The organism is Paenibacillus puerhi, assembly GCF_009846885.1.
Classification (GTDB): Bacteria; Bacillota; Bacilli; order Paenibacillales; family NBRC-103111; genus Paenibacillus_G; species Paenibacillus_G puerhi.
Map to the genome: position 1 here is coordinate 104363 of NZ_WUWM01000021.1, position 26529 is coordinate 130891.

Sequence of the window (26529 nt, forward strand, 5' to 3'; positions counted from 1 at the left end):
TGAACCAGTAACGGGTTGAGAAGGATCATAAGCTGACATCGTTTTCCAAACGAGTGTCAGCTTATTTTTTGTGAAATGGTAAAAATACCCGTACGATAAGTAAAATTAGAAGCATGAATGCGGTTTCACATCTCGGTATAATTTAGATGTTCATATACGGCAGCAAAAGGAGGATATGTGAGTGAGCAGGAAGCAGCATTCCATTAGAACAAGGATATTTTCTATCGTGATGTCCGCTATGCTGATAGTCGGATTGTTTCCGGCGTACGGACTGCAGGCCGTATCTGCGGCAACGGCGGATACGGTTTACGCAGCCGCCTACATGGGGGCGAAAACAACGGCAGGCACTACTTTGCCTGGCAGCGTAGCAATTGGAGGCCAGAGCACACCCGTGACCTGGCATATTGGCGAGGACACCTTTGCCGTGCCTTACGAAACGGTGACGGTCACCGGTACGGCGGGCGGCGTATCGGTCGCAGCGAGTGTGGAGGTGATTCCGCCTGAAAGCAATCCGCTCGTTTACTTTGTAGATAGCGGCCGAGGCGGCGACTCCTTTGGATATGCCTCAAGCGCTTCGCCCGTCTATGAGTCCGTTAAAGCGCTGAGCGGCGGCAGCTTGCTTAACCTTGCCCCGGATCAGAGGTATGTCGGCGGTACGACCGAATGGGGCTTCGACGATTCCGTTCAGAAGGTGAAAAACTCCGCGAATGGGGGCCTGACCAACCCCGCCACCGATCCATCCATCTGGGTTGTCGGGCTTCGCGCTGATCCGGCTACCAACCATATTATTTATAAATTGAAAGCGCTCCCTTCCGGAACCTATACGCTCAGCAGCGGATTCCATGATTGGTACGGCAGTCGTTCCCGGGTGATCCGGCCCGCGCTCGAGTATCAGGATACGAGCGGCGGTGTGAAGACGATTCTGCTTGACCAGTTCAACACCAATGCAACCAAGTCGATCTCCAGCGAATTCACCATTCCTGCAGAGATTAATACAAGCGTGCCTATGACCCTGACCTATGGCTACGTTTCCGGCGAAAAACCAATTCTCAGCTGGTTCGCCATCTCCGAGGGCGGGATCAAGGGAATGATCGACAACGCCCGGCAGGCCGCAGCTGCTACCGTCAAGGTCATGCTGGACGGCAATGATATCAAAGCGGACAATGTTAACGGCCTCACGTTCAAGGGCTTTGGCGTACTGAGCGCCAACAGCACCAGCGCGCTGCTGATGGATTATAAGTCTGAGCATCCCGAGGCTTATGCGGAAATGCTGCGGATCTTGTTCGGCGGGGAGCATCCGATCATGACGCATGTCAAAATCGAGATGGGCAACGACCGCAACAACTCGACAGGACCGGACCCGGCCACGATGCGTACGGCCGATGAAGAGGCCAATGTCAAGCGTCATCCCGGCTTCCAGCTGGCGGCCGACGCCAAGGCGGTGAACCCCAATCTCAAGGTGAGCATCCTGCGCTGGAACGCGCCGGCCTGGGCGAACAGCAACGACAACATTTATTCCTGGTATAAAAATACGATTTTGGCCGCTTATCGCGAATACGGCTATATGGTCGATTACGTCAATCCCCATATCAACGAGCATTCGGCCGATCTGACTTGGACCAAGCAATATGCCGAGCGGGTCAGAGGGGATCAAGCGGGCTTTAACAGCCCACAAGAGCAAGCGCTGTACAATCGGATCGAAATTGTCATCTCCGATGAGGTCGGGATCGGCTCCTTCGGCGGCAGCATGGTCAGCGACGCTGCCCTGCGCAATGCCGTGTCGGTCGCCGGCTACCACTATAACACCGATGATGATAGCGCGGGCAATTTCAAACGGCTCGCGGAGCAATTCGATAAGGAGATCTGGAACAGCGAGGCGCAGGCAACCTTCAGCAACTCGTCCTTCCGGCCGAACAACAACGTGAAGGATCCGTCCGTGGCGGGCACAGGCCTAGGCGGTACCGGCAGCGCGCTTGAGATGGGCAACACCATCATCAAGGGGTTTGTCAATTCCCGCCGGACGCACTTTGTCTACCAGCCGGCCATCGGTTCCTTCTATGAAGGCGGACAGTATTCCTTCAAAGAATTGGTCAGCGCGCGCGATCCATGGTCGGGCTGGATTCACTATGACGCAGGTCTTGTTGTCCTGCAGCATTTCAATTGGTTTGCGAAGGTAGGCTGGGAGAACGACGCGAATACCGCGGGCATCTGGAGAACGGTTCCTCAGGCCAGCTCTACCGGCGCGACGGGCACGAACCCGGTCAGCGGACGCAACGGCACGCCTAGCTACATGACACTTGCGGCTCCCGACAAAAGTGATTTCTCCACCGTGATCGTCAACGACAGCGAGTATGAAAGAATTTACAAGCTTCAGACGGTCAATATGAGCTATACGGGCAACCCTACTCTGGAAGTATGGGAAACCCGAGCGGCTGACCAAGGGAAAGCGTTCAACAGCAATCATATGAACTATCTCGGCAGCGCTGCCGCAGATGGCGGCGGCGTGTATACCGTGCGCGTCAAGCCGTATTCGGTCGTAACCGTTACGACGCTCGACAATCATGAGAAAGAGGCGTACAACACGAAGCTGCCCGTAGAGGGTGAGCGAACCGTACTGGATACCGATGCATCCGGGGCGGTCCGCAAAACGGATGACAAGATCCTTTACGCCGATGATTTTGACTACACGGGTCAAACCGTTCCGGTGATTGGGGCAGGCGGTCAAATTACGGGCAGCGAAAGCTACATAGACTCCCGTGGCGGCTCCAAAAGCGTGATCCCCCGGTACACCCATGACCGCAACGGGGCTTTCGAAGCGTATCTGCCGGACGGGTCCGATAACTATGTGCTGCGGCAGCAGCTGGACAGAGCGATTATGGGGCTCGGCGGCACGTGGAACGGCGGCGATCCCGTCACGGCCATCGGGGACTACCGGTGGACGAACTACAAGGCAAGCGTCGATGTTTCGTTCGAAAACAACAGCACCCAGAGCGGGGCCAATTACGCGGCGATCGGCGCCAGGTATCAGGGAGGCGGCAGCTCCCACACACTCGGCGGCACGCCGTATGTGCTGAAATATTGGTTGGACGGCGGCTGGCAGCTGGTGGTCAACAACAGCGCGGTGGCCAGCGGGAATGTCGTGAACGGCGACGGCGGCGTGAAGATTGACGGGTTTAACGCAGCCTATAATGCCTGGCATAATCTGGCCATTCAGGTGGCGGGCAGCGTAGTGACCGCTTATCTGGACGGCGTGAAGCTGGCGGCGTACACCGATCCGAATCCCAAATTGTCCGGACGGGTGGATCTGGCCAGCGGGTATTATCACGTTCGCTTCGACAATCTGAGGGTTGAAACGGTGGACGGCTACACGCCCTACTATTCCGAGCATCTGGATAATCTGGAAATGTACGATCTGGCATCCGTTCCCGGCCCCAAATTGATATACAGCGGTCCGTGGAATCATCGAAACGGCGAAGGCATGTATATTTATCATCGCTCCACGTCTGTCAGCCAAGGAGCTGGAGCAGCGCTGACCTACACGTTCACGGGTACCGGGCTTGATATTCTCGGTCCGAACGACGGTTCGGCGAAGCTCGAAGTGACGGTGGACGGACAGCTCGTTAACCGATCCGCCAGTACGACGAACTCCAAGGAGCTTTATCAAACCTATGCGCTTCGCGGGCTTAGCTATGGCAAGCATACCGTGCAGATCAAGGTAGTCAGCGGCACGCTGGCGGTGGATTCGGTGGCGGTAGTTTCCGGCGAAGTCCAAGGCACGCCGGATATCGCGGCTCTCCAGGCGGCGGCAGCGGCAGCGCAGGACATCAGCCGTCAGGCCGAATTCAAAGAAAGCGACTGGCAGCTCTTCGAGTCTTCGCGGGCTGCGGCACAGGAGGCATTGAGCGATCCCGCCGCCTACCGATTGGATCAGGAGGGAGCCGAGCAGCTTGCGGCGCGTCTGATCTTTGCCCAGAACCAATTGTTCACGGGCGATATACGGGAGCTTGCTTCGCCTCATTATGCAGCCGCTTATGTCGGAAAGCGTCCGAACCTTCCCGAGAAGGTGCTGGCGACACGGGCAGATGGCACGACGCAGGAAGTGACCGTCAATTGGAAGCTGGACGGCGTCAGCTTCGACACCGCCTATAAAACGGTAGCCGTAACCGGAACTTACGGAACCCTGCAAACGGTTGGCTATGTGGAAGTGGTACCCGAAGACATTCGTTATTTCGTGGATCTTAACGCTACAGCAGCAGGGCTGACATCGGGGCATACGTCTACTACGACGCTGGGCTATGATTCGCCCGCCTACGGCGCAGTCGCGGCACTCGCCGCCACAGCAGGCAAGCCGCTGCTCAACGGCGCACCGGATCAGGTGTATGACGCTGCCAAGGGAACCAGCTGGGGCCATAGCGGCCACAACGCCGCCGGTTCGCCATCCGTTACTTACAAAGGCATTGTGAGCGGCCCTTACAGCAAGCAAAGCACGACGGGGATTTATACAGCGAATCAGAACGGCGCGGCCGTCATGTATACGTTCGACAACCTGTCTCCCGGGGAGTACACGCTGACGCTCGGCACTTACAGCTGGTGGCCTACCAGCGCACGCACCGAAGAAGTCTACCTGGAGTATGACGGAGGAAGCAAGCTTGTCGACACGATTACGCTGAACAGCAGTTCGTTTGACGTAGTCCGGGGCTATACGTTCGCCAAAGCGGGAACGGGATCCTTGAAGCTCAAGCTGGCAGGCGCGCAGAGCAACCAGTCGCCGCTGCTGTCCTTCGTGGGAGTGGCTCCGGTACGAAGCGCTGCCGTTGACAAAGCCGCCCTGCAGGCGCTGTACGATCAGCATAAGAGCAAGGAAAACGATAGTTATACCGAAGTCAGCTGGAGCAGCTTCCAGTCGGCTCTTGCGAATACGCTGAGTGTGCTTGGGAAAGCAGACGCGACGCAGGAAGAGGTCAATAGTTCGCTGCAGGCCTTGAACAATGCGGTTGCGGGCCTTGTGCAGCATACGAATACGAGCCGTACGGCTGACCTGTACGCGACTTATGCGGGTACCGTGCCTCAGCTTCCGCAGCGGGTACGGCTTGCAGATGGCGGACCCGAGTTTGACATCCGTTCATGGACGACGGGCAGCGGAAGCGCTATAACGGCCAGCGATTTCGCCACACCTTATGAAACGGTCACCGTGATCGGCAGCTATACGGATGGCGGCGAGAAGCAGTTCACCGTACAAGTGGAGGTTGTGCCGCAGAACCTCAAATACTTTATCGACGGCGGCGCAACGAACCCTTATGTCTGGGACGCCGTTCGGAAGCTGACGGGTAACGCTTTGCTGAATGATTCGGCCAATCAGGTGTACAGTTCCGAGTCGGGCTGGGGCTATATCGCGCTCAGCAGCGGAGGAGCAGTGAAGCCGATTATCAACAAGTCGGCCCAGCCGGATCTGGACAAAAATGCGACGGGCATAATGATCGACGGCGGCGATCCCTTGTCTACTTTATCGTATCGGCTTGATGGACTCGAAGGCGGGAAAACGTACCGATTTACATCGTATCACCGTCTGTGGTGGGGCAATGAAATGCCGATCAAAATTGCGGTTACGTATGCGCTGAATGGCGAGACGGTTACCCGGATTGTGGACCGCCTCCACCTGGATCACGCCGGACACTCCAAGCAGGTCGCCTACAGCGTGAATCTGCCGGTGGGCGCTTCCGATGTGCGGTATGTCCTAACCAATGCCGGCTCCTATACGTCCGGTCCGGGAGCAGGCAAGACGAACAAAAATGCCGCCATCAGCTGGCTGGCCGTCGAGGAGCTGAACGGTCCGGTCGAACCGGTAACCTATGCTTCCCTAGGCGGTGTAGCCGGGGAGAATACCGATGTGTGGATGGATACGAACGGAGTTCCGATTCAAGCCCATGGCGGCCAGGTCACCTGGGTCGATCATATTGCCTGGAACGGCAACGTACCGTCTTACACCGCGACTCCGGCTGAGGGCGACGGCGCATGGCTGTGGGTCGGCGAAGACAAGACGTACGGCGGGCGGCCGATTGGCGGCATCCACACCTATGTGTCTAAAGACTTGTACAACTGGGTAGACATGGGCGTTGCTCTATACCCTCATCGTGTTTTCCCAATGGAGAAAACGTCGGATGGGCAAGGCGTTCAGCTGAGCGCAGGCCAGCTCGCGGCGCTTAAAGCCCGCGCTATGGGTACGGCAGGTACGGGAGTAAACGAGCTCGGTCAACCGCTCACGCAGTTCGATATCGATTATTCCCGAGATTTTCTGCAAGCTTATGTGGACCGAAACGTACATTCCGACTATAGCCGGGTGAGCGATGCAAGCTTCAACTACGCGGCCGCAAGCTACGATAACGAAAGCCTGGAGCTGGCGTTCCATCGCACCTACGCTTATTACACGATTATGGAACGTCCGAAAATGCTCTACAATGAGCAGACTAAGAAATACGTCATCGCGTATCACGTCGACGGACCGACCGATGCGCGTATACTGGAGCAGTTCGATACGCTGAAAAATAGCCCGAACACGGACACCGGCGTCAGCCGATACAGCCGCGCGCAAATGGGCTTTGCCGTTTCGGATACGCCATTCGGTCCGTTCAAGCTCGTCAATGCCCAGAAAATGAACTACATCGAGGGCTATTACGACAGCAACAAGGGCATGGCGCGCGATATGACCGTGTTCAAGGATGACGACGGCAAGGCGTATGCGATCTACTCCAGCGAAGAGAATAAATATACATACATCTCGCTGTTGAATGATACGTATACGGCGCCTGTCCAAGACGGGACGGAGGGTCTCGGCAAGACCTTCACAGCCCGCGTATTCACCGATACGAGCAGAGAGGCACCGGCGGTATTCAAGTATAACGGCTACTATTACTTTATTACTTCCGGCACCACCGGCTGGGATCCGAATCCGTCCATTGCTTATCGGGCCAATCATATTTTCGGCAATACGACGGATGGAGGCCAGACTTTCACGCCATATGCGAAGCTAGGCAATCCGTTCCCGAACGACAGCTCGAATACGTCCTACCGCACGCAGTCGACAGCAGTCATCCCTTATGACGCCGAGAACGGTTTGTTCATCTATATGGGCGATCGCTGGATTCAAAAGGCGCTGGACACTTCCGGTTACGTATGGCTCCCGCTTCAGCTTTCGGCGGGCGGCACCAAACTAGAAGGTCAGACTTTGAGCGACTGGACCTTGGATGTGATGGATAAGTTCGCTCCTCTGGAGGTGCTGACGACCAGCAGCCAAGCGTTCAAGCTGGGCGTGGCTCTGGAGCTGCCAGAGACGTTGGACTTGAAACGCGGCAAGGCTACGTACACGAGCGTACCTGTCGCTTGGAACGCAGCAAGCCTGGAGGCGGCAAGATTAACGCTAGGAGCGGCGACGGTGCAGGGAACGCTTGGGGGAGACACGGCTCTGGCGGGCACCTCGATTTCATTCGACGTGAGCGTGCTGCCGAACCATGTGTATTACTTTGCGGATAGCGGCAATACGGACAGCTCCAGCATGTTCACGGCTCTGCGTGCGGACAGCGCGTCGAATCCGAAGCTGGCGGAGCTGCAGTCGGTACCCGACCAGATCTACGCTGACGGTCTAACTTGGGGTTACACGAATTCCGTGGCAGTCCCCGGTACGCGAACGAATGCAAGCGACCCTTATAACTCTCATCGCCGTGCGGAAGGCTCCGCCAAGGATTCGGTCGACTATGCCTTCGAGCTTCCGGCCGGAACGTATGACATCTATGTCGGGTTCTACGATCCATGGGGCTATACCCGCAAAGCGAATATGGCCGTTTCCATGAATGGCAAGTCTCTTGCCAGCCTGAATGGCCATGAATACAAGCAAGCGAAAAGTATCGCGATGCTGGAAGGCGTCCAAGTGGATGAGACCGGAAAAGTACTCATACAGACTGGACCGGGAACAGCAGGCTCGGATACGGCCATTATGGTCAGCTTCATCATCATCGCAGGCAGGGAGCATGCCGATACGACGAAGCCGGTCATTACACTGAACGGCGGCGAGACGGTCGATCTGCCGATAGGCGCTGCGTATACGGAAGCTGGAGCAACGGCCACGGATGACCGGGATGGGGACATCACGAACCGGATTGTGACGACGTACAGCTGGAACGGCGTATCCGTACCGGGTGTCAGCACCGTAACCGAGGCGACTTACACCGTCCATTACAATGTCAGCGATACGGCAGGCAATGCCGCGGCGGAAGCTACAAGAACAGTAACCGTATCGGCGGGGCCCGATGTCACGAGGCCGGTCCTTACCTTGCTCGGCGAACCGGTTGTCAATCTGACCGTCGGCGCAAGCTATATCGATGCGGGAGTAACGGCGTTCGATGATCGCGACGGAGACCTTACAAGCCGTACCGTAACGAGCATTACTTACAATGGAATTCCGGCGCAGGTTATCAGTACGGTTACGGCAGCCACTTACGTCATCCATTACAATGTTAGCGATACGGCAGGCAATGCGGCACTGGAAATCACGAGAATCGTTCATGTATCCGAAGCTGCAGACGTAGACAACGTCAAGCCGGTCATCACGCTGCTGGGGAACGCTACAGTCCGAGTGGAAGCAGGCGCACGCTACACGGATGCGGGAGCGGTGGCTATGGACGACCGGGACGGCGATCTTACTGGCCGGATCGTGACGACCATCACACGGGGCGGAAGCCTTGTAACGGCCGTGAATACCGCGTCAGCGGGAACCTACACCTACCATTACAATGTCAGCGATGCGGCAGGCAACGCTGCAGCGGAAGTCACGAGAGAGGTGATCGTCTACGAGGTGGAAAGCGACGATCAGGCAACTCCGTCGCCGGCTGTAACGCCATCGCCTGCAACACCGGCCGTACCGACGGCACCGGAAGTTCCTGCGACGACCCAGGTGCTTGGCGCGGAAGATTTTAAAGCTGCCGTTGCCGGTATAGTTACCGTCCATCTGGCAGCGAATAAAGATACCGTGCTGCTTCCAGGCAGGATTTCGGACATCATCGGAGACAACAGCCTTCGATTGATGCAAGCCAATATGTCGATTGAATTCCCTAAGCAAGCGCTGAAGCAGATCCAGAAAGCTGCCGGGGCGCAGGCCGAAGGGGCGCAGATTCAGTTGTCGGCAGCTATCGTATCGAAGGAGGAAGCTGCCAAGCTTATCCGCGGCGCTACAGTCAGCGATTCGGTTCAGTTGGCGGCGGCAAGCGATGTGTATGTCTTTAACTTGCAAGTCAAAGCGGCGGACGGCACACTAGTTCGGGTAACCGCTTTTGACGAACCATTGACGGTTACGTTTAAAGTCGGTCCGAATGCCAATCCTGATCTGGTAGGCGTCTACGAAATCGGGGCGGATGGAGCTCTTACATTCAGGGGCGGAACGCTGGCAGGCGGGACGATGAGCGTTACAATCAGTCATCTTTCTCGCTATGCCGTGCTGGAGTATGACCAAACGTTTGCGGATGTAGACGCAAGCTCGTGGGCGTATGACGTCATTAAGAAAATGGCGGCTAAGCACATTGCCGAAGGCGTCGACGCGGCTAGCTTTAACCCGCAGGGCAACGTGACGCGGGCGCAATTCGCGGCCATGCTCGCGCGCGCCTTGGGATTAACCGCAGTCGATGGCCAAAGCTTTAACGATGTTGACGCTGATGCCTGGTATGCGGAAGCGATTGCGAAAGTCAGCAAGGCGGGGATCGTGCTTGGGCGCACCGCGGATACCTTCGCGCCTGATGATGCGATTACCCGTGAAGAAATGGCCGTCATGACCGTGCGGGCCTATGAGTATGTCAAGGGCAAGCAAGCGGCGGAAGTGCAGCCAAGCCCGTTCGTCGATCATGGCGACATTCAGGAGTGGGCGCAACCTGCAGTGAGCGCTGCGCAAGGCTTAGGCTTAATCAGCGGACGCAGCGATAATCTGTTTGCCCCGCAAGAGCCGATGACCCGCGCGGAAAGCGCGCAGGTGATCTCCAATCTGCTGGACTAACCGGTAAGCCGGCCCGAAAGGGCCGGCTTCTTTTGGATGATCGGGAGCGGATCCAAGGGAAGATTGCTTGGGATTAGTCGGAGCTGGTTGGCAGCTTCCTTAGCTTTTCGAAATTGAAAATCGGACAAAAATAATAAATTATAAGGGAATATTAGGCATAAAACCGCAACTATTTTTGTAATTATTGCCCTATAATAATGTAATGGATCAGACCATAAGGGGGCAAGTAAGATGAATACGTTCCGAAATCCGGTGATTCCGGGTTGTTATGCGGATCCTTCCGTATGCAGGGTTGGGGAAGACTATTACTTAGTGACGTCGTCGTTTGAATATTTTCCGGGTGTTCCGATTTTTCATAGTAAAGATCTAGTGAATTGGCGGCAGCTTGGACATGTATTGGATCGCCCATCCCAACTAAATTTAGACGGCACACCATGCTCCAAAGGCATCTATGCGGCAACGATCCGTTATCATAACAGTACGTTTTTCATGATTACTACATTTGTTGAAAGCGTAACCGGCGCGCGTAAAAACTTTTATGTGACCGCAACAGATCCGGCAGGCCCATGGTCAGACCCGGTGTGGCTTCCCGATGCGCCAGGTATCGATCCTTCGCTATTTTTCGATGACGATGGAAAATGCTATGTTATGGCAAACCGGCAACCGCCCGGCGGGCAGCAGTATCCGAAGCACATGGAAATCTGGATGCAGGAGCTGGATGTAACAAACGGCTTGCTAGTCGGACCGAAATTTAGTCTATGGGATGGCGCATTGAAGTTTGTCCACGCCCAAGAGGGACCCCATATGTACAAGCTGAACGGATATTATTATTTGATTATTGCCGAGGGAGGAACAGGACACACCCATTCGGTCACTATCGCACGCAGCACCTCCATAACGGGACCCTATGAAAGCTGTAAGCGCAACCCGATTCTTACCCATCGTCACTTGGGTCTTAATCACCCTGTCACAAACATAGGACACGCTGATATCGTGCAGACGCAGGACGGGGAATGGTGGATGTTCTGTTTGGGCTCGCGTCCTTATGGCGGTTATTACAGAAATTTGGGTCGAGAAACGTTCCTTGTGCCTTTTATTTGGGAGGATGGCTGGCCCGTAATCAATCCGGGCAAAGGCTATGTGGAGCTTGAAATGCCGCGCCCTTCTCTTCCGGAACACCGATGGCCATCGAAGCCAGCGTGTGATCATTTCGATGCGGTGAACCTTGCACCGGAGTGGAATTTTATAAGGACTCCGCGCGATTCCTTCATGTCTCTAACGGATCGTCCGGGGCATTTACGATTAAAGCTTAAGCCCGAAACAACGACCGACTTCGTAAATCCCAGCTTTGTCGGGAGGCGACAGCAGCATATCCGTTTTGCTGCAAGGACTGTACTTGAGTTTGTTCCAAAGTCGGATAAGGAAACGGCTGGGCTGATTCTACTGCAGAACAACGACTATCAATACCGTGTGGAAGCTGCGCGTAACGAAAAAAATGGCGTCGTACGTTTAGTTCAGCGCGTTGAAGGAGAAGAAAGAACGCTTGCTGAGCATACTGTTGCACTCGCAGAAGCGGGGAAGCTGTATCTGAAGGTGGAAGCCATTGGACAAGACTACTGCTTCTACTTCGCTACGCAGGCGGAATTATGGACGACGCTCTTCGAGCATGCTGACGGAACCATCCTTAGCGTTGACGTAGCGGGAGGCTTCTCGGGAACCTATATCGGTTTGTTCGCTAGCAGTAATGGGGAAAGCAGTGTGAACCATGCCGATTTTGATTATTTTGAGTACATGCCTTTAGACTAGGGTAAGAGGGGATTTATAGAATGGTACTTGATCGAGAGCTGGATTTGAAGGAGGTGAGGCCCTAAAGAGATTCGCTGCCTAATCTTGATATTAACCCCACCTTGAAGCCTGTACGTCAACCTGATTGATATGTGAAAAATGTGCAGATTGTCAAAGAGAACGGTTGGAAAACGGAATCGCTAGGTGGGGAACAACCGGAGGGGAGAAGATGATTCGAGAGTACGAAGAAGCTTATAGGAAAACAATGCTCGAATAGGCACCTATTTTGCAAGCGTATTCAAACAATGGATGAACTCGTTTCTTTGTTCCCAACTCACACTATATTGAAGGGAGGAAGTATAGCAGGACTGCAAGGGATTGGAGCAGGCAAGCAGCTCTAGCCAAGCAGGATCTGTTATGCGAAGCAACTATGAAACGTAAGAGTTCCCGTATGAAAAAAGCAATCGCTGTCCTTTCCAGTTTTTCGATAGCACTTTCAGCTAACTTGATTTTACCCGGTGCCACGGCAACGGTACAGGCGGAGGAAGTTCAATCTAAGGAGGCGAATCTCCTGGCTTTCCCCGGTGCAGCTGGAGGCGGGGCCTATACCAGCGGCGGTCGGGGCGGCGATGTGTACATCGTAACGAACCTTATGGACTATGGTTCGGGCGAGAGGCCCATCGAAGGCTCTTTCCGATATGGGGTCGAATCCACTCCTAAGGAAGGACGTACCATTGTGTTTCACGTCTCGGGCACCATCGAGTTGAAGAACTCCCTTAGACTGAAAAACATCAAGAATCTGACCATTGCCGGACAAACTGCACCGGGTAACGGCATTACTTTAGCCGGTTGGGACACCAATATCAGCAACTCTGAGAATATCATCATCCGCTATATGTCTTTCCGCCCAGGCGCCACAAATGTGTTCAACGGCAGCGATTCCATGGATGCTCTGTGGGGAAGGGATAACAAGCGGTTTATTATCGATCATTCCTCCTTCAGTTGGAACACAGACGAGACCCTCTCAACCTACCGGGGCGAAGACGGCACCATTCAATGGTCCCTCATCTCGGAGAGCTTAACACTTTCAGGGCATTCCAAAGGAAGACATGGCTATGGCGGCATTGCAGGAGGAGACAAAACGACTTTCCACCATAACCTCTATGTGAGTCACACTTCTCGTAATCCGAGACTTGGCGGCGGTTATGCCGGCAAAGCTGATGCAGATCATGTTGCTGTCGTGCAATTTTCGAATAACGTTATCTACAACTGGGGCTTTAATACCATTTATGGCGGCGGCTTCAACTTTACCAACTATATGAACAATATCGGAATCGCAGGACCGGGCACACGGGACAATGTAGCTAACAGGGTGATCGATGCGGGTGAGGCTGGTAAGCTAGGAGGCTTCTATATCAACGGGAACCGGATCAATAATAAGCTGACGAGCTTGTTGGACGGCTCCTCCGCATTCGTTAAGAATTCCGGCGACCCTGAGGGTCCGAACCAAACTTTCTATAGAACGGAGCCTTACCTCTCTGCAGATAGCACAGGAAAGAATCATGGGGTGACCAATCCAGGATTTGACGAGTATCTGCGCAGCGGGATAAAGGCAGCTGACGACAAGCTGCTGACCGATATCCTTGCACAGGCCGGAGCCACCTATCCACGACGGGATGCTATCGATGCCAGAATCGTTGCGGAAGTGAAGCAGGGCTTAGGAAGGTATATCAACACGGAGCATGAAGTTGGGGGATATGTATCGGGCTTTGGGGTGATTGAAGAGCAGCGGCCTGCAGATTTCGATACGAACCAGAACGGAATCGCTGATAATTGGGAGAAGGAGCAGGGGATCTGGGGCAACCCTGACGCCTACAAGACCATTACGGAGAGCGGCTATTCCTGGCTTGAGCTGTATGTGAACGGACTGGTAGACATGGAGCATATCGCCGAAAATCCTGAGGCTACGCTGACTTCCCCTGCGAACAATGCGCAATATGATCTAGGTAAAGCAGTGCCGGTGGAGATCAGGGCTTCCTCCAAGTTCGGGCACAATATCCGTAAGGTAGAGGTTTACAACGGTTCGGCATATTTGGGTGACGCCGAGCTTCACGGCAACAAATATGTGTATACCATCCAAGGGCTTCAAGACGCTTCCCACTTTATCTCGGCAAGGGTCATTGATACGGAGGGCCATGCTACCCAAACCACTGCCGCCCAGATCCATATCAACACGGATCGTAAACTAACAGCTAAAGAAGGCTGGAAATCAACGGATATCGGCAGTCCGGATATCAAAGGCTCTACCAGTCTGACGGACGGTGTGATTACGGTCAAAGGCAACGGCAAGCTTGGACAACGTGAAGGCGCAGTGGCAAATTCTAAAGAGTCGAACACGAGCAAAGACGACTTTCAATTTGTCTACCAGGAGATGTCCGGGGACCTGGAGTTTACCGTGCGGCTGGATGAAATCGGCTCCGTTGATAACCACGCCTTCACAGGTCTGATGGTTCGTGATGAATTAACGGATAAGAGTGCTGCAGCGGCACTCGGGTTGTCTTGGGTGAAAATATCCAAAGAGTACCCTTGGTCCGCCTATCTGGCAGGAAGGGATACCAAGGGCGGCAGCTTTAACGAGTTGACAGAAACATTGGACAGCGTGGCTAGTGCATCCAAGGCGGGTGTGCAGCTGGTGGCGGACATTCCATTTAAGCTTAACGGAGTGGAGCAGGGATACTGGCTTAAGCTGGGCCGTACAGGCGAAACCTTTTACGCCTACGGTTCCTTGGACGGTCAAACGTGGACCCCGATCGGCAAGCGGACCATCCCTATGAAGAAGAAGATCTATGTTGGCTTCGCCGTCGACAGCAATGATACCGCTAACGACCTCGAGCAGCTGAACTATGCCAAGTTTTCCAATATCAGCTTGAAGAATCAATTTGAACCGATACAGTAATAAGGCTAAAGCTCTAACTGATCCGGTATGGGTCGGTTAGAGCTTTTCCTTGTCTTGCTGCTTCAAAATAAGATGACCTTCAATAAAAACCAAGGAGCTAGGCGAGCTGTTTTCGCTTAGCTCCTTGGTTTTTGGCATCCTCTGCGGCTTTCATGGCCTAGACCTCGTTCTGCTCCTTATAACCGGTTGGCTCCCACCATCATAAAATATTATAAGCGATAGCGTAATATATTCAATTCAGCCTTTATCGCATCCGCCCTGGGTGCAGAACATGCACCGGGGAATAGAGGTGGGCAGCCGGCATGCCGTAAAGGCGTGCTGGCTTGTTTTTTTATGTTTTCATCGACTTGATATTTAAATAAACAAACATTAAAAATTAGTATATAATAATATAAAGTTTACTAAAATGGCGTTTTAGAAGCCGAGTTGGGGCGGGAGCTTCGTCAAGGTCAACGGTCGCCCGAAATCTATTTATCAAAGAAATACTACCTTAGACGATCGTGTCGAGGTATTTGGGGTTTTGGAGCTGGTGTTCCAGGGTCCAGACTTGGGTGCGGCTCAAGAAAAATCGATGTTTTCATTGGTCGTCGATGGACAGGAATTTGAAGGCTTTTATTATGGCGGTGGGGCATATAAGGTTCGCTTTATGCCCAAATCAACCGGGGCCTGGTCCTATACCACGAAGAGTGACATTCCCGAATTGCACAATCAATCGGGCGAATTCACCTGTGTGGAGGAATCGGAAGAAACCAGGCAACAAGAAATCAAATTGGTGGTCCGACCTGCTGGATGAGGAATACTCCGAACAGGAGCACAAAGGCGCTAAGACAGTGAGCAGGTGGCGCGAACCATATTTACGGGATTATCGGGACAAATTCGATCGTTGTCTGCACAGAGTCCCGCAAGGAGGTACCCATGAATCTTGACCAAACAATTGGGAAACCAAGGGTGCTGGTTCTGACCGACATTGAGAATGAGCCTGACGACGCTATGTCGTTGGTTCGGTTTCTGACAATATGATTTACAGCCGTTTGGAAAGCGGCAAATACGGCTACACCGAAACGTTCTTTAATGAAAGTATTCCTGAACAGCAAGAAGCGCTGCGATTGTTCAAAGTAGCGCGCGATGTGTACATGGAGAAAATTCCGGTAGGAGAGGGCATTACGCACTCCGAGCATATGCCGGAGCTGCCGAAGGATTTGCAGACGAAAATGGCCAACCTCACAAAACCGATCGATGACTTGTTCATCAAGGCGATTGTTGGTGGTAATTCGTACACGGTGGACCAAGCTTATGCGGAAGCAAATGCCATGTGGGAGAAGCAAGGCGGCAAGGATGTCGAAGCTTTTTCTGCTCATGCCGACGAAAACTTTTACGAATAATGAAGCACTGAGATCTCGATATGAGAATCGCAGTGCTTTTTTGATAGCAGCATGTATATTCGCTAACATTCCACCGCCCGGTGCACCAATATATGACAGATACAAGATTATGCTATCTGCCCAAAATAGTATAACCCCCTGAGGCCGTACGGCCAAAAATGTCCTATTGCCGGAAGTGGCAAAGGGAAGTACGCTATTTGTGCTGATTTTTAACTACAGGATTAACTACAGGAGGATCTGGAATGAGCATACACATGGAGCATTTGGACCGGGGGCTGGCGGCAGTCTGCACTTCCGAGGGAATATTTGTAAGCTGGCGGTTTTTGGGGCAGGAGGTGACCGGTGCTTCGGACCGTGGCCTAATCGGAGCGGATTTCCGCTTGTACCGCAATGGCTTGCTTGTTGCGGAGATCGGCGATAGCACCAATTATCTGGATAAAGCCGGCACCGGGGAATCGTCCTATTCGGTAGCTGCCGTGATTAACGGGGAGGAGCAGGACCGCTGCGCCGAAGTCCATCCTTGGGAATCTCCTTATCTGGAAATTCCGCTGCAGAAACCGGCGGACGGGGTTACGCCCGCGGGTCAGTCCTATACCTACAGCGCCAATGACATGAGCGTGGGCGACGTGGACGGAGATGGGGAATACGAATTTATCGTCAAATGGGACCCGTCCAACTCCAAGGATGTCTCCCATATCGGATATACGGGAAATGTGTATCTGGACTGCTATAAGCAAAACGGCATCCTCTTGTACCGGATCGATCTGGGAGTCAATATCCGGGCTGGGGCCCATTACACCCAGTTCCTGGTCTATGACTTCGATGGGGACGGCAAGGCGGAGCTGATGTTCAAGACGGCGCCGGGCACTCGGGTGATCCGGTACCGGGATGGCGCCCCCGTCTCCGAGGCATTCATCACCTTGCTGCCGGAAGATACGGAAGCCGGTTACAGCCATGATGATGATTACCGCATGAGCGGCGACGATTATGTGGAGCATGTGGTGGAGATGTTCCAGGGCTGGCACGAGCACGAGGAAGTGGTAGCCGGACACTGGCCGGCTACGCTGGAGGAGTGCTTCGGCATCGCCGCCAAGTATGCCTATCCGCTCTCCCGGGAAGATGCGAGACATCTGGCCGATTATTTCCTGGATGTGTATGCACCGGGAAGAAGCGAACGCAACAAGCTTCGCCAATTCGAAGGTTTTATTCTGAAAGGGCCGGAATATCTCAGCGTCTTCCGCGGCGAAACGGGAGAAGAGCTGACGACGGTCCGCTACAAGCCGGGACGCCATGACGACGGGCTCATGTGGGGGGACTATTCCTGGAACCGCATCGAGCCGGGGAACCGGGTGGACCGTTTCTTGGCGGGTGTGGCCTACCTCGACGGCTTCAAGCCCTATGCGTTGTTTGCCCGCGGGTATTATACCCGGGCCGCCATAGCCGCGTACAGCTGGGACGGGCAGGAGCTGAAGGAGATCTGGTACACCGACAGCGGCTGGGTCACGATGAACAATCCCTTCCAGGATACGCTCCACCTGCAGGACGGACGGAACCCCCAATTCGGCGGGCTGGCCACGCAGGGCGCCCATGCTCTGTCCACCGCTGATGTGGATGGGGACGGATGCCAGGAGATCGTCTACGGGTCGGCCACCATTGACCAGGACGGCAGCATTCTGTACAGCTCCGGGGGGATTCTGCCGGAGGGGAGCGCAGCTCCTGGGGAATACGCGAAGCTGGGCCACGGAGATGCCCTGCATGTGGCGGCCATCGATCCTGACCGGGACGGTCTCCAAATCTATATGGTCCATGAGGCCGGCATTCATGGCCCTTATGGATATACCCTGCGGGATGCGGCTACGGGAGAGGTGCTGTATGGCGCCTTTGCCGCGGAGGATGTGGGCCGGGGCATGATCGGCAAAGTGGAGCCGGAGGTGCCGGGGATGCAAACCTGGTGCAGCGAAAGCCATCAGGCTCATGAGCCGTCCAGGGGGTTGCGTTCGGCCAAGGGCGAGATGCTGAATGAGCAGGCCCCTGGCACCAACATGAGCATCAAGTGGGCGGCAGACATGACCACCCAGTTCATCAGCGGCACCTTTGACGAACCGGTGGCCATCGAAGACTGGCAGCGGGGTCGGCTGCTGACAGCCGAAGGCACTCGCTCCAACAACGGTACCAAGGGCAATCCCTGCCTGGTGGCGGATCTATTCGGAGATTGGCGGGAGGAGTTGGTGGTGCGCACGGCGGACAGCACCGCCATCCGCATCTACATGAGCACGGAGGTGACGGACCGAAAGCTTTACACCCTGATGCACGATCCCCAGTACCGAACAGGGGTAGCTTGGCAGAACGTGGTGTACAACCAGCCCTGCTACACGAGCTTCTATCTGGGCACGGATATGAACTGGTCCAAGGTGCCGGTTCCAGACTTGACGTTCAGAAGAGAAATACAAGATGAATCGGACAGGAGGGTCCATGCATGAATCCGAATTTGACCAAATCCGAGGTATATAACTTCAATTACGAGTGGAGGTTCAAGCTTGCAGACGCTTTTCCCTTGGCGGATGCATTGGAGGCCTGGAGGGACAACGCGGGCCGGCTATTCTATGAGAAGGAATACAAGGAAGAGTCAACCGGCTCTTGCGCATGCGGGCCACCGTCGTCATCGCTCCTTCGACGTACAATATTACTCAAATCGCGGCTGTCTACGAGAAGGCCAAATCCGCCAAACGATACAGGAGCTTTGAGAATGAGAACCAGATCCTGGACATGGAGCAGCCCGGACTCCTTATGGAACCGGGAGGATTGAGCTATCCGTTCGCCATAGAGCGCGAATTGATCCAGGCGTTGAGGGCTGGAGAGCGAACGGAAGCGATGAGACACCTCGCTCTGTTTGTGGAGGCCCTGTCAGCGGAGGGAATGAAGGAGATTGACGTCCAGCAAGGGATGATGCGGCTGTTGGTTGGGAATTCAAGTATGAGGCAGGAGTCAATTTCACGGAGGTATTTGACTGAGCTGCGTATGGATAAGGCGAAACCCCTATTAAAAGACTCGGATATTATGATTAACGAAATCGCACTGCTTGTCGGTTACCAGCCCAGTTATTTCATCCGGCTATTCAAAAAGCTCGAGGGAATCACGCCTGGCCGGTTCCGTGATATGATTCGCAGCAATGGGGTCTAGTGGGGTCGTCATCGGCCCCCCCCCTTGGAAGGAATTCCGTTCTTTGCCGTCGAAAAGGTAGACTGGTGAGCCGCGATCGGAACCGAGAAAGGAGCTTTCCCATGACAACCTATGTGAAGCGCTGCGTCAGTGACGAGGCATTGGCTGACGTCAGCTCGTTCGTTATTGAGAATAGGCACGAATTACATCCTTCTTTCGGCACGTTGGACATGGTCTCCCTGTTATGTTCTCATATTACGGAAGGTCATTTGATTTATATCACGGATGATGACAATCGGGTTCTCGGGATGATGACTTACTATCACGGAACGCCTGAACAAGATTTTGAAGATAAGGACATTGCCTTCGTAAACTTTGCCATTATGGACAGAGCCCACAGGGGGACACGCCTCTTTGCTAAGGGGCTGTATTACATGGTGGAGTTGATCATCGAAGCACATCCGGAAGTGCAGGAGCTCAGATTCAACGCTTTATCGGAAAATACATATATATGCAGACTTTATTCCAAATTCGCTAGTGCCAGCTATACGGTGAAGAGTAAACTTGGAGAAGAAACCGTATTTTGTGCAAAAATTCACCATTTAAGTACTACTTTATCTCGGTTTTTCAAGGTATAATTAGGGAAAATAGTTAATATGGAAAAGGAGGAAAACCCATGTTTTTGCCACCACCCAACATCGATAAGAAAACTGGCGGTAAGCTAGGGAAGTTTGCTATTCTCAACGACACCTTGAGAGCAATCCCGCAAATTCAACCACAACCAGAGCCGCAGCCGGTGAAGTAATGCTCTTCCTATGTCGACCGTGCACCACGGAACTGGACTATGAGGGTTACATGAAGTTTCTGCTCCGGCACTTCGCGGATCTGAACTTGCCGTATGCATTTGCCGTAAAGCTTAGCTTTGTTAGTAGTCCGCTCCTTTTTGGGAGGGCGATGCTGATCCTCTCCGAGGACGATTACGATGTGGTCGGAGCTGCCGGATTCGTCTATGGAACCGGTGCTAACAGCTATGAGGATCGGCATATCTGCCAGGTGGAGGTCGCTTATCTGCGTTCGGAATATCGGCGTACAACTTTGTTTATGCAAGGTCTGCTGACGCTTCTAGCCGAGATCAAAGCGGGAAGCCCGGATGTCGAGAAGATTCAGTTTTGGGTAGCAGAGGGTCAATCGGAGCAGGAAAGGCTGTTCTCTAAACTGAACGCCTTACCGGGTTCAGAACGGCATCTCGTGAATGGTCTGGCGTGTCATCAGATACGGTTACGTGAGCTGGAGGACTATTGCCGAAGGTTCCAGAGACGGTTCGAGACGGTTGAGCAGACCTAGCGAACTCCAATTACAGCAAAAAGGCACTGACTCTACAGATCAGTGCCTTTTTGCTGCACGTTAAATGGCTCGGATCGTTCGGCTATGTGTCCTACCAACCAGCTGAAACATCGGCAGCCGTTACTTCTTGAAGCCCTGAATCCACATGAACGGGGAGTTCCTTCCACTCTGACGCGAGAAGCAGCTTTTCAATAATGAGTTTTCCCCATTGCTGTTCGTTTTCCGAAATGACCGACGTGATTTGACCGTTCTCGAGCGCTTTCTTAACCTCGGGGGTCATCCCAAGCGTAAGCAGGTTTCGCTTAAGTCCTAAAGCCTTCCATACGAGTATGGAGGTAGAGCTTGAGATGACGTCTAACGTAACGAGCGCTTCAAAATGAGGGTGGGCGTCGATCATTTCCTCGAGGTCGGCCAGCGCTCGTTCCTGTTGACCCTCATGATGACGAACCTCAAGAACTTGAACGTCGGTTTTGTTACTTAGATAGGAAAGAATAGCTTGCAGCTCGCGCGCCTTATTGTCGGAACGGGACAGCCCCCCTTCGATCAAGATCATGCCTTTGCCCTTTAATTTCTTGTCGATAATTTCTCCCATCAGCTTGCCTTTGGCCTCAGGGTCCGACCCGATGTAAGAAAGCCGCCGGCTCTTAGGCGCGTCGGACTCGAAGCAGATCACGGGAATTCCCGCTTGTACCGCTTTATCAATGAGCGGCGACATCGCTTCGGGGTCAATAGGGCTAAGTGCAATTCCGTCAACCTTCTGCTTGATCATCGTCTCCATCATCCGCATTTGCTGCTCCAAATTAACTTCGTCCGGAGCCTTCACAATCAAGTTAATCGAATGCGGGATAGCCTGGGCCTCCAAGGATTCCGTAATCATCTGATAAAACGGATGGGCTTGCGGATACAAAATGCCGAAGGTGCGCCGCTGGGAGGATTCTTTCTCTTTATCGCTTGATAAGGCCGGATTCGGCAAGGCGGAGGAATCGCTTGGAGCGGCAGGTCCCTTGCAGCCTGCAGCCAGTATCGCAAATATGATGATTAACCGGATAACCGTAAATGGCAGCTTATGATTCAGCAGCTTTCCCGCCTCCGTCCAAGCTGGAGATGATGGTGTCCATATTCCCGTTTTTCTTAAATTCTCTCGTCGTCATGCCGGTAATCCGCTTAAACAAATTGGAAAAATAATGAGCGTCATTATAACCGACGCTATAAGCGATTTCGTACGATTTCGCGGATGTGGTTTTGAGAAGCTCCATCGCTTTACGAATCCGCACGTGTGTCAAATATTCCACAAAGGTGCGGTTCATCTCTTGACTGAACACTTTGCTTAGATGGCTGGGACTCACCTTGACAAAATCCGCCGCATCCTGAAGCGAGATCGTATCTTTATCATAGCTGCTCAAAATATATTCCTGTACTTTCATCAGCATATCCCCATACTTGTCATTCGTTTGATTGCGCCAGGTCCAGAATTGATTCGTGAGACGAATCAAATAATCAGTCGCTTCCTGTAACGTACGTACGGTTCTGAGAATTTGCTGCAGCTGGTGAAGCGCTTGTTCGGGAGCTTCCCGATGACGGTACATGTCTTTGGCCGAACGGAACACCTCCAAGGTCAGATCATTCAGAATGTAGTAACCGATCGGGGAGGAGGTCCAATTGATTTCCTTTAGCTCCGATATGTAATCATCCACGAAGGAATGCAGCTGCGAGGGTGAACCGATTTTCAGGAAATCTACGAATTTACTACGGTCAAGGAAAACGTACTGCTCTCTTGAAACGGAGGACGACTCCCATAAGGTAAGCATGTTCTGTCTGGACAATCTTCTCCAGTACATATCCTCCGCCGCTTCCAGGAACGAAAGATGGACTCCCTGCAGTCTGTCCTGCACACTGCCGATGCCTATGGAAACGGAAACGGAGGAGTGGAAGTCATGCTCGGCCGTTATCGTCTGTAATTCCTTGAAGGCATCCAGCTCTTCCTTAAGCTGCTCTAGGGTATCGCCCTTGATCATCCAGGCTGTCTCGGTCCGGCTTCTCTTGAATTTCAGCATTCCCGGCCGCTCGGCAAGCTCCTGGAATTTTCGCAGTAGGTCGTTCTCGGCATCCACGTTCCCACCCTTGGCATCGGACGGCGAGTGACTGTCCGGATATCGGACATCCGCGATGACCGCGACATAATAGCGGGCCTGCAAATCAAGGGCAAGCGTGGAGCTAAGATGGATAGCCTCCGCGGTAGTTACAAACCCGCTGCATAAGTCGTTCAATAATTGTTCCCGGGAAGTTTTTAGTTGATCGAGCTGGGACTGCTTCAGCTTATCCAGCGTCATTTTTAATTCCCGTTCTTTGTCGATGGAATCGCTTGCTTTCCGAAGAAGCTCGATGAGATCATGGGCCCGAATCGGCTTCAAGCAATAATCGCTGACGCCTATGCGCATGGCCGTTCTGGCATATTCAAAATCCTCATGGCCGCTTAAAATAATGATTTTGATATCGGGATAGCGGCTGCGTACGATGGAGCTAAGCTCCAAGCCATTCATGAAGGGCATCATAATATCCGTAATTAAGATGTCGGGACGCAGCTCTTCGATCATCGGCAAAGCCATTTCACCGTCCGGTGCATCGCCGCAATACAGAAAGCCCTCCTTCTCCCAGTCAATACAATCAAGAATCACTTCTCGGATGATGACTTCGTCGTCAACGAGCATTACTCTTTTCATTCAGCCTCACCTCATTTTTCTTCGGAATCCGAATCGTAATCGTAGTGCCCTCCTGAGGCTTGCTATCCACCTGAACCCCGTAGGTATCCCCATAATACAAGCGTATCCGCTGATGAACATTGTGCAAGCCGAAGCCGCCCGACACTTCATTGCCGGTTTCTTCAGGAGGATGCGACTCGTTTATCGCGCTTCGAACCTGCTCGAGCCTGCTTTCCGACATTCCCACTCCGTTGTCCGCTACGACCCAAACGATATCCTGATTTTTCTCCATATAGCCTCGAATCATAATGGATCCCTTGCCCCGCTTGTGTTTAATCCCATGATAAATGGCGTTTTCAACAATGGGCTGCAGCGTCATCTTCAGAATAGGAAAGCTGCGGCATTGCTCCTCCACGGATATTTCATAGTGCAAAATATCCCGATAGCGCATTTGCTGAATCGTGAGATAGCTTTGCAGATGCTCAAGCTCCTTCTCAATCGTGATCCAATCCCGCCCTTTGCTAAGGCTGATCCGAAACAGCTTGGATAAGGACATGACAAGCTGGATGACCTGATCCTTCTTATTCGCCTCCGCCATCCAGATAATGGATTCCAGCGTATTATATAAGAAATGCGGGTTAATTTGCGCTTGCAGAGCGCGAAGCTCCGCCTTCTTGATTTGCTGCTGCTCCTCGATGCTGCGCTGCAGCAGGGTACGGATTTTATCGAGCATGGTATTAAAGCTTTTGCCCAGGTCGGCGATTTCATCATTCCCGGACGGGGTCACCTTGGCTTCGAAAAAACCGGATGCCGCGTGCTGCATTTTGTTCTTAAGCACGTGCAGCGGGCGGGTAAGGCGAGCGGTAATAAAGAAATGCAGCGTAATGGCAAACCCGATACTAAGAACGACGCTAATGATGATGAGCTGACGGATGGAATTGGCATCATGCACAATCTCCTGCAAAGGGACGCTGCCGACAATGCTCCAGCCTGTTTGCTCGGAAGCGGCCGCGAACATAAACTTCGGCTTGCCGCCTCCGCCTGTTGTCAAGATGAGCTCATTGTCCGATTGATTCAGCTCCCGCAGCAAATCGATGGATTTCGGAACGATTTCTTGTCCGTGAAGGTGGGAGGGCAGGAAGATTTGCTGGCCCATCTCGTCAACGACAAAGAAAAAGCCGCTTTCGCCGATGGTGACATGATCGACAAATTGCTTCACGATATTGTCGTCTAGGTCAATAACCATAAATCCGATAACCTCATGGGTGATTTGCTGTTTCACCGTCGCCATAATGGAAATGACATCGTTCCGATACCGAGAGCCATCCAGCGGGTCCATTGTCGATGCCGCAGAAGGGATGTTTAGAACGGCATTCGGATTCTGGATTAAATACGCAAGATGGGCATTGCGCAGCGGGTTGCGGTTAAGCTGAAATACCCCTTTGCGTTCACTAATGCCGCGTCCGTACAAGTTGATCATCGTGATGTTGAGGACATTCTCATACTGGTAGGTTTGGCGATAGGAATCCATCGTTCTGAGAATATCCTTCGCCTCTTCATAGGTATCGCTATTTTGGGAAAAGAGAAACTTAAGCACGTGAGGGTTTTTTTCTAGTTCAAGCAGCTTGCCCGTGTCCTCGAATAAGACATCCATATCCCTGGCAAGCTGCTGGGCGACGATCAGCTTGGAGGCCTTGCTGTTCTGGAGTACGGTATTAAATGACTTGCTATAAGAAACCAGGCCGACAATGATTAATGGAAGGCAGGTAAGGATCACGAACATGGCCAACAGCTTTGCTCTCAAGCTCGACGATATTTGCCGGAACAGCCTCATCTAAATTCCATACCTTTCCTGAACAATAAAAATGTTAGTTGTGAATGATTATGAATCATCGAGGTTGAAAACGCAATCATCGGATAAAATAATACAATTTTTTTGGATAAAAACAAACAATGGGTTGCTGCAACCCAAAATTTTATAAAAATCCGGCCAAAATACTCCGTATAACTCGGAAGACCCTCCGCTTATAATCAGGTTACACCGCAACCATATGGTGAACTAAAGGGAGGATTAGACATGAAAAAGAAACCTGTAGGTATTATTATGGCGACAACAATGATGATGCTGCTATCCAGCGCCTGCGGCAGCACCGGCACACCGGCTTCGAATGGAACGGCGCCTGCCCCAAAACCAGCCGAGACGAAAGCGGCAGCTCCTGCCGACAAAAAAATCTCGCTTGGCTTTGCGCAGGTGGGAGCGGAGAGCGGCTGGAGAACGGCCAATACGAAATCCGTTCAGGATTCTGCCAAAGAAGCGGGCTTTGATCTGAAATTCTCTGATGCGCAGCAAAAGCAGGAGAACCAAATTAAAGCGATCCGCACCTACATCCAGCAAAAAGTAGATGTCATCGCATTTTCTCCGGTGGTGGAGTCGGGTTGGGATACGGTACTTAAGGAAGCCAAGGATGCCGGCATCCCCGTCATTTTGACCGACCGCGCCGTTGATTCCAAGGATACCTCCTTGTATGCCACATTCATCGGCTCGGACTTCGTGGAAGAAGGCCGCCGCGCCGGCAAATGGCTTGTAGACCAGTATAAGGATGCCAAAGAAACGGTAAACGTCGTCGAGCTGCAAGGCACGACAGGCTCTGCGCCGGCGAATGATCGGAAATCGGGCTTTGAAGAAGTGATCAAATCGAACCCGAATCTGAAGGTTATCGCTTCGCAAACAGGCGACTTTACGCGCGCCAAAGGCAAGGAAGTTATGCAAGCGTTCCTGAAAGCGCATAAAAAAATCGACGTGCTGTACGCACATAACGACGATATGGCGCTTGGCGCCATTCAAGCGATCGAAGCTGCAGGCCTTACCCCGGGCAAAGATATCAAAATTATTTCCGTGGACGGCGTTAAAGACGGCTTTGTAGCGGCAAGCGAAGGCAAAATCAACTTTATCGTAGAATGCAATCCGCTGCTCGGACCTCAATTGATGCAAGCCGTTAAAGACGTGGTTGCAGGCAAAGAAGTGCCAAAGCGTATCGTGACTAAAGAGGGCGTATTTACTTCGGAAGACGCGAAGCGCGAGCTGCCGAACCGTCAATATTAATACCATCATATAAAGAAGGGAAGCCACTCCTGTACCAGCGCCTGAACGGAGTGGCTTATCCTTGGAGG

At 53.0% G+C, this 26529-nt stretch carries 15 protein-coding genes; 12 read left to right on the top strand and 3 right to left on the bottom strand.

The window, feature by feature from the left end; translation table 11 throughout:
* Positions 1 to 181 precede the first annotated feature (181 nt).
* From GSF01_RS19005 to GSF01_RS19045, 11 genes are all read left to right on the top strand, one after another.
* Positions 182 to 10033 (top strand): immunoglobulin-like domain-containing protein, encoded by a 9852-nt coding sequence (locus tag GSF01_RS19005; RefSeq protein WP_159886819.1) that lies wholly within the window; start codon positions 182 to 184, stop codon positions 10031 to 10033.
* A 231-nt stretch (positions 10034 to 10264) separates the two neighbouring features.
* Positions 10265 to 11839, top strand: coding sequence for a glycoside hydrolase family 43 protein (locus GSF01_RS19010; protein ID WP_159886821.1), 1575 nt, complete (start codon positions 10265 to 10267; stop codon positions 11837 to 11839).
* A gap of 430 nt (positions 11840 to 12269) precedes the next feature.
* The gene (locus GSF01_RS19015) at positions 12270 to 14774 is read left to right on the top strand and encodes an Ig-like domain-containing protein (protein WP_159886823.1); all 2505 of its coding nucleotides are present in this window, start codon (positions 12270 to 12272) and stop codon (positions 14772 to 14774) included.
* Between the two features lie 469 nt (positions 14775 to 15243).
* The gene (locus tag GSF01_RS29380; protein ID WP_268893725.1) at positions 15244 to 15567 is read left to right on the top strand and encodes a DUF5060 domain-containing protein; all 324 of its coding nucleotides are present in this window, start codon (positions 15244 to 15246) and stop codon (positions 15565 to 15567) included.
* A gap of 122 nt (positions 15568 to 15689) precedes the next feature.
* Positions 15690 to 15794: a nucleoside hydrolase-like domain-containing protein gene (locus GSF01_RS30210; protein WP_328803698.1), complete on the top strand. Its 105-nt coding sequence runs from the start codon at positions 15690 to 15692 to the stop codon at positions 15792 to 15794.
* Positions 15791 to 16156 (top strand): type 2 periplasmic-binding domain-containing protein, encoded by a 366-nt coding sequence (locus GSF01_RS19025; protein WP_159886825.1) that lies wholly within the window; start codon positions 15791 to 15793, stop codon positions 16154 to 16156. The genes GSF01_RS30210 and GSF01_RS19025 overlap by 4 nt, the downstream gene beginning before the upstream one ends.
* Before the next feature lie 242 nt (positions 16157 to 16398).
* Positions 16399 to 18636 (top strand): rhamnogalacturonan lyase, encoded by a 2238-nt coding sequence (locus tag GSF01_RS19030; RefSeq protein WP_159886827.1) that lies wholly within the window; start codon positions 16399 to 16401, stop codon positions 18634 to 18636.
* A gap of 163 nt (positions 18637 to 18799) precedes the next feature.
* A complete protein-coding gene (locus tag GSF01_RS19035; protein WP_159886871.1) occupies positions 18800 to 19336 on the top strand; it encodes an AraC family transcriptional regulator in 537 nt (178 codons plus the stop codon).
* 101 nt (positions 19337 to 19437) lie between these two features.
* Positions 19438 to 19953, top strand: coding sequence for a hypothetical protein (locus GSF01_RS19040; RefSeq protein WP_159886829.1), 516 nt, complete (start codon positions 19438 to 19440; stop codon positions 19951 to 19953).
* 38 nt (positions 19954 to 19991) lie between these two features.
* Positions 19992 to 20120, top strand: a complete 129-nt coding sequence (locus GSF01_RS30070) for a hypothetical protein (protein ID WP_268893723.1) — start codon at positions 19992 to 19994, stop codon at positions 20118 to 20120.
* A gap of 50 nt (positions 20121 to 20170) precedes the next feature.
* Complete coding sequence (locus tag GSF01_RS19045; RefSeq protein ID WP_159886831.1) at positions 20171 to 20659, top strand: hypothetical protein; 489 nt, start codon at positions 20171 to 20173, stop codon at positions 20657 to 20659.
* Between the two features lie 91 nt (positions 20660 to 20750).
* Here the strand turns inward: GSF01_RS19045 and GSF01_RS19050 are convergent, their stop codons facing one another.
* From GSF01_RS19050 to GSF01_RS19060, 3 genes are all read right to left on the bottom strand, one after another.
* The gene (locus GSF01_RS19050; RefSeq protein WP_235941608.1) at positions 20751 to 21632 is read right to left on the bottom strand and encodes a sugar ABC transporter substrate-binding protein; all 882 of its coding nucleotides are present in this window, start codon (positions 21630 to 21632) and stop codon (positions 20751 to 20753) included.
* A 91-nt stretch (positions 21633 to 21723) separates the two neighbouring features.
* Complete coding sequence (locus tag GSF01_RS19055; protein WP_159886833.1) at positions 21724 to 23379, bottom strand: response regulator; 1656 nt, start codon at positions 23377 to 23379, stop codon at positions 21724 to 21726.
* Positions 23357 to 25192, bottom strand: coding sequence for a sensor histidine kinase (locus GSF01_RS19060; protein ID WP_159886835.1), 1836 nt, complete (start codon positions 25190 to 25192; stop codon positions 23357 to 23359). The genes GSF01_RS19055 and GSF01_RS19060 overlap by 23 nt, the downstream gene beginning before the upstream one ends.
* Positions 25193 to 25435: 243 nt before the next feature.
* Between GSF01_RS19060 and GSF01_RS19065 the strand changes: the two genes are divergently transcribed.
* Positions 25436 to 26461 (top strand): ABC transporter substrate-binding protein, encoded by a 1026-nt coding sequence (locus GSF01_RS19065; protein ID WP_159886837.1) that lies wholly within the window; start codon positions 25436 to 25438, stop codon positions 26459 to 26461.
* Positions 26462 to 26529 lie beyond the last annotated feature (68 nt).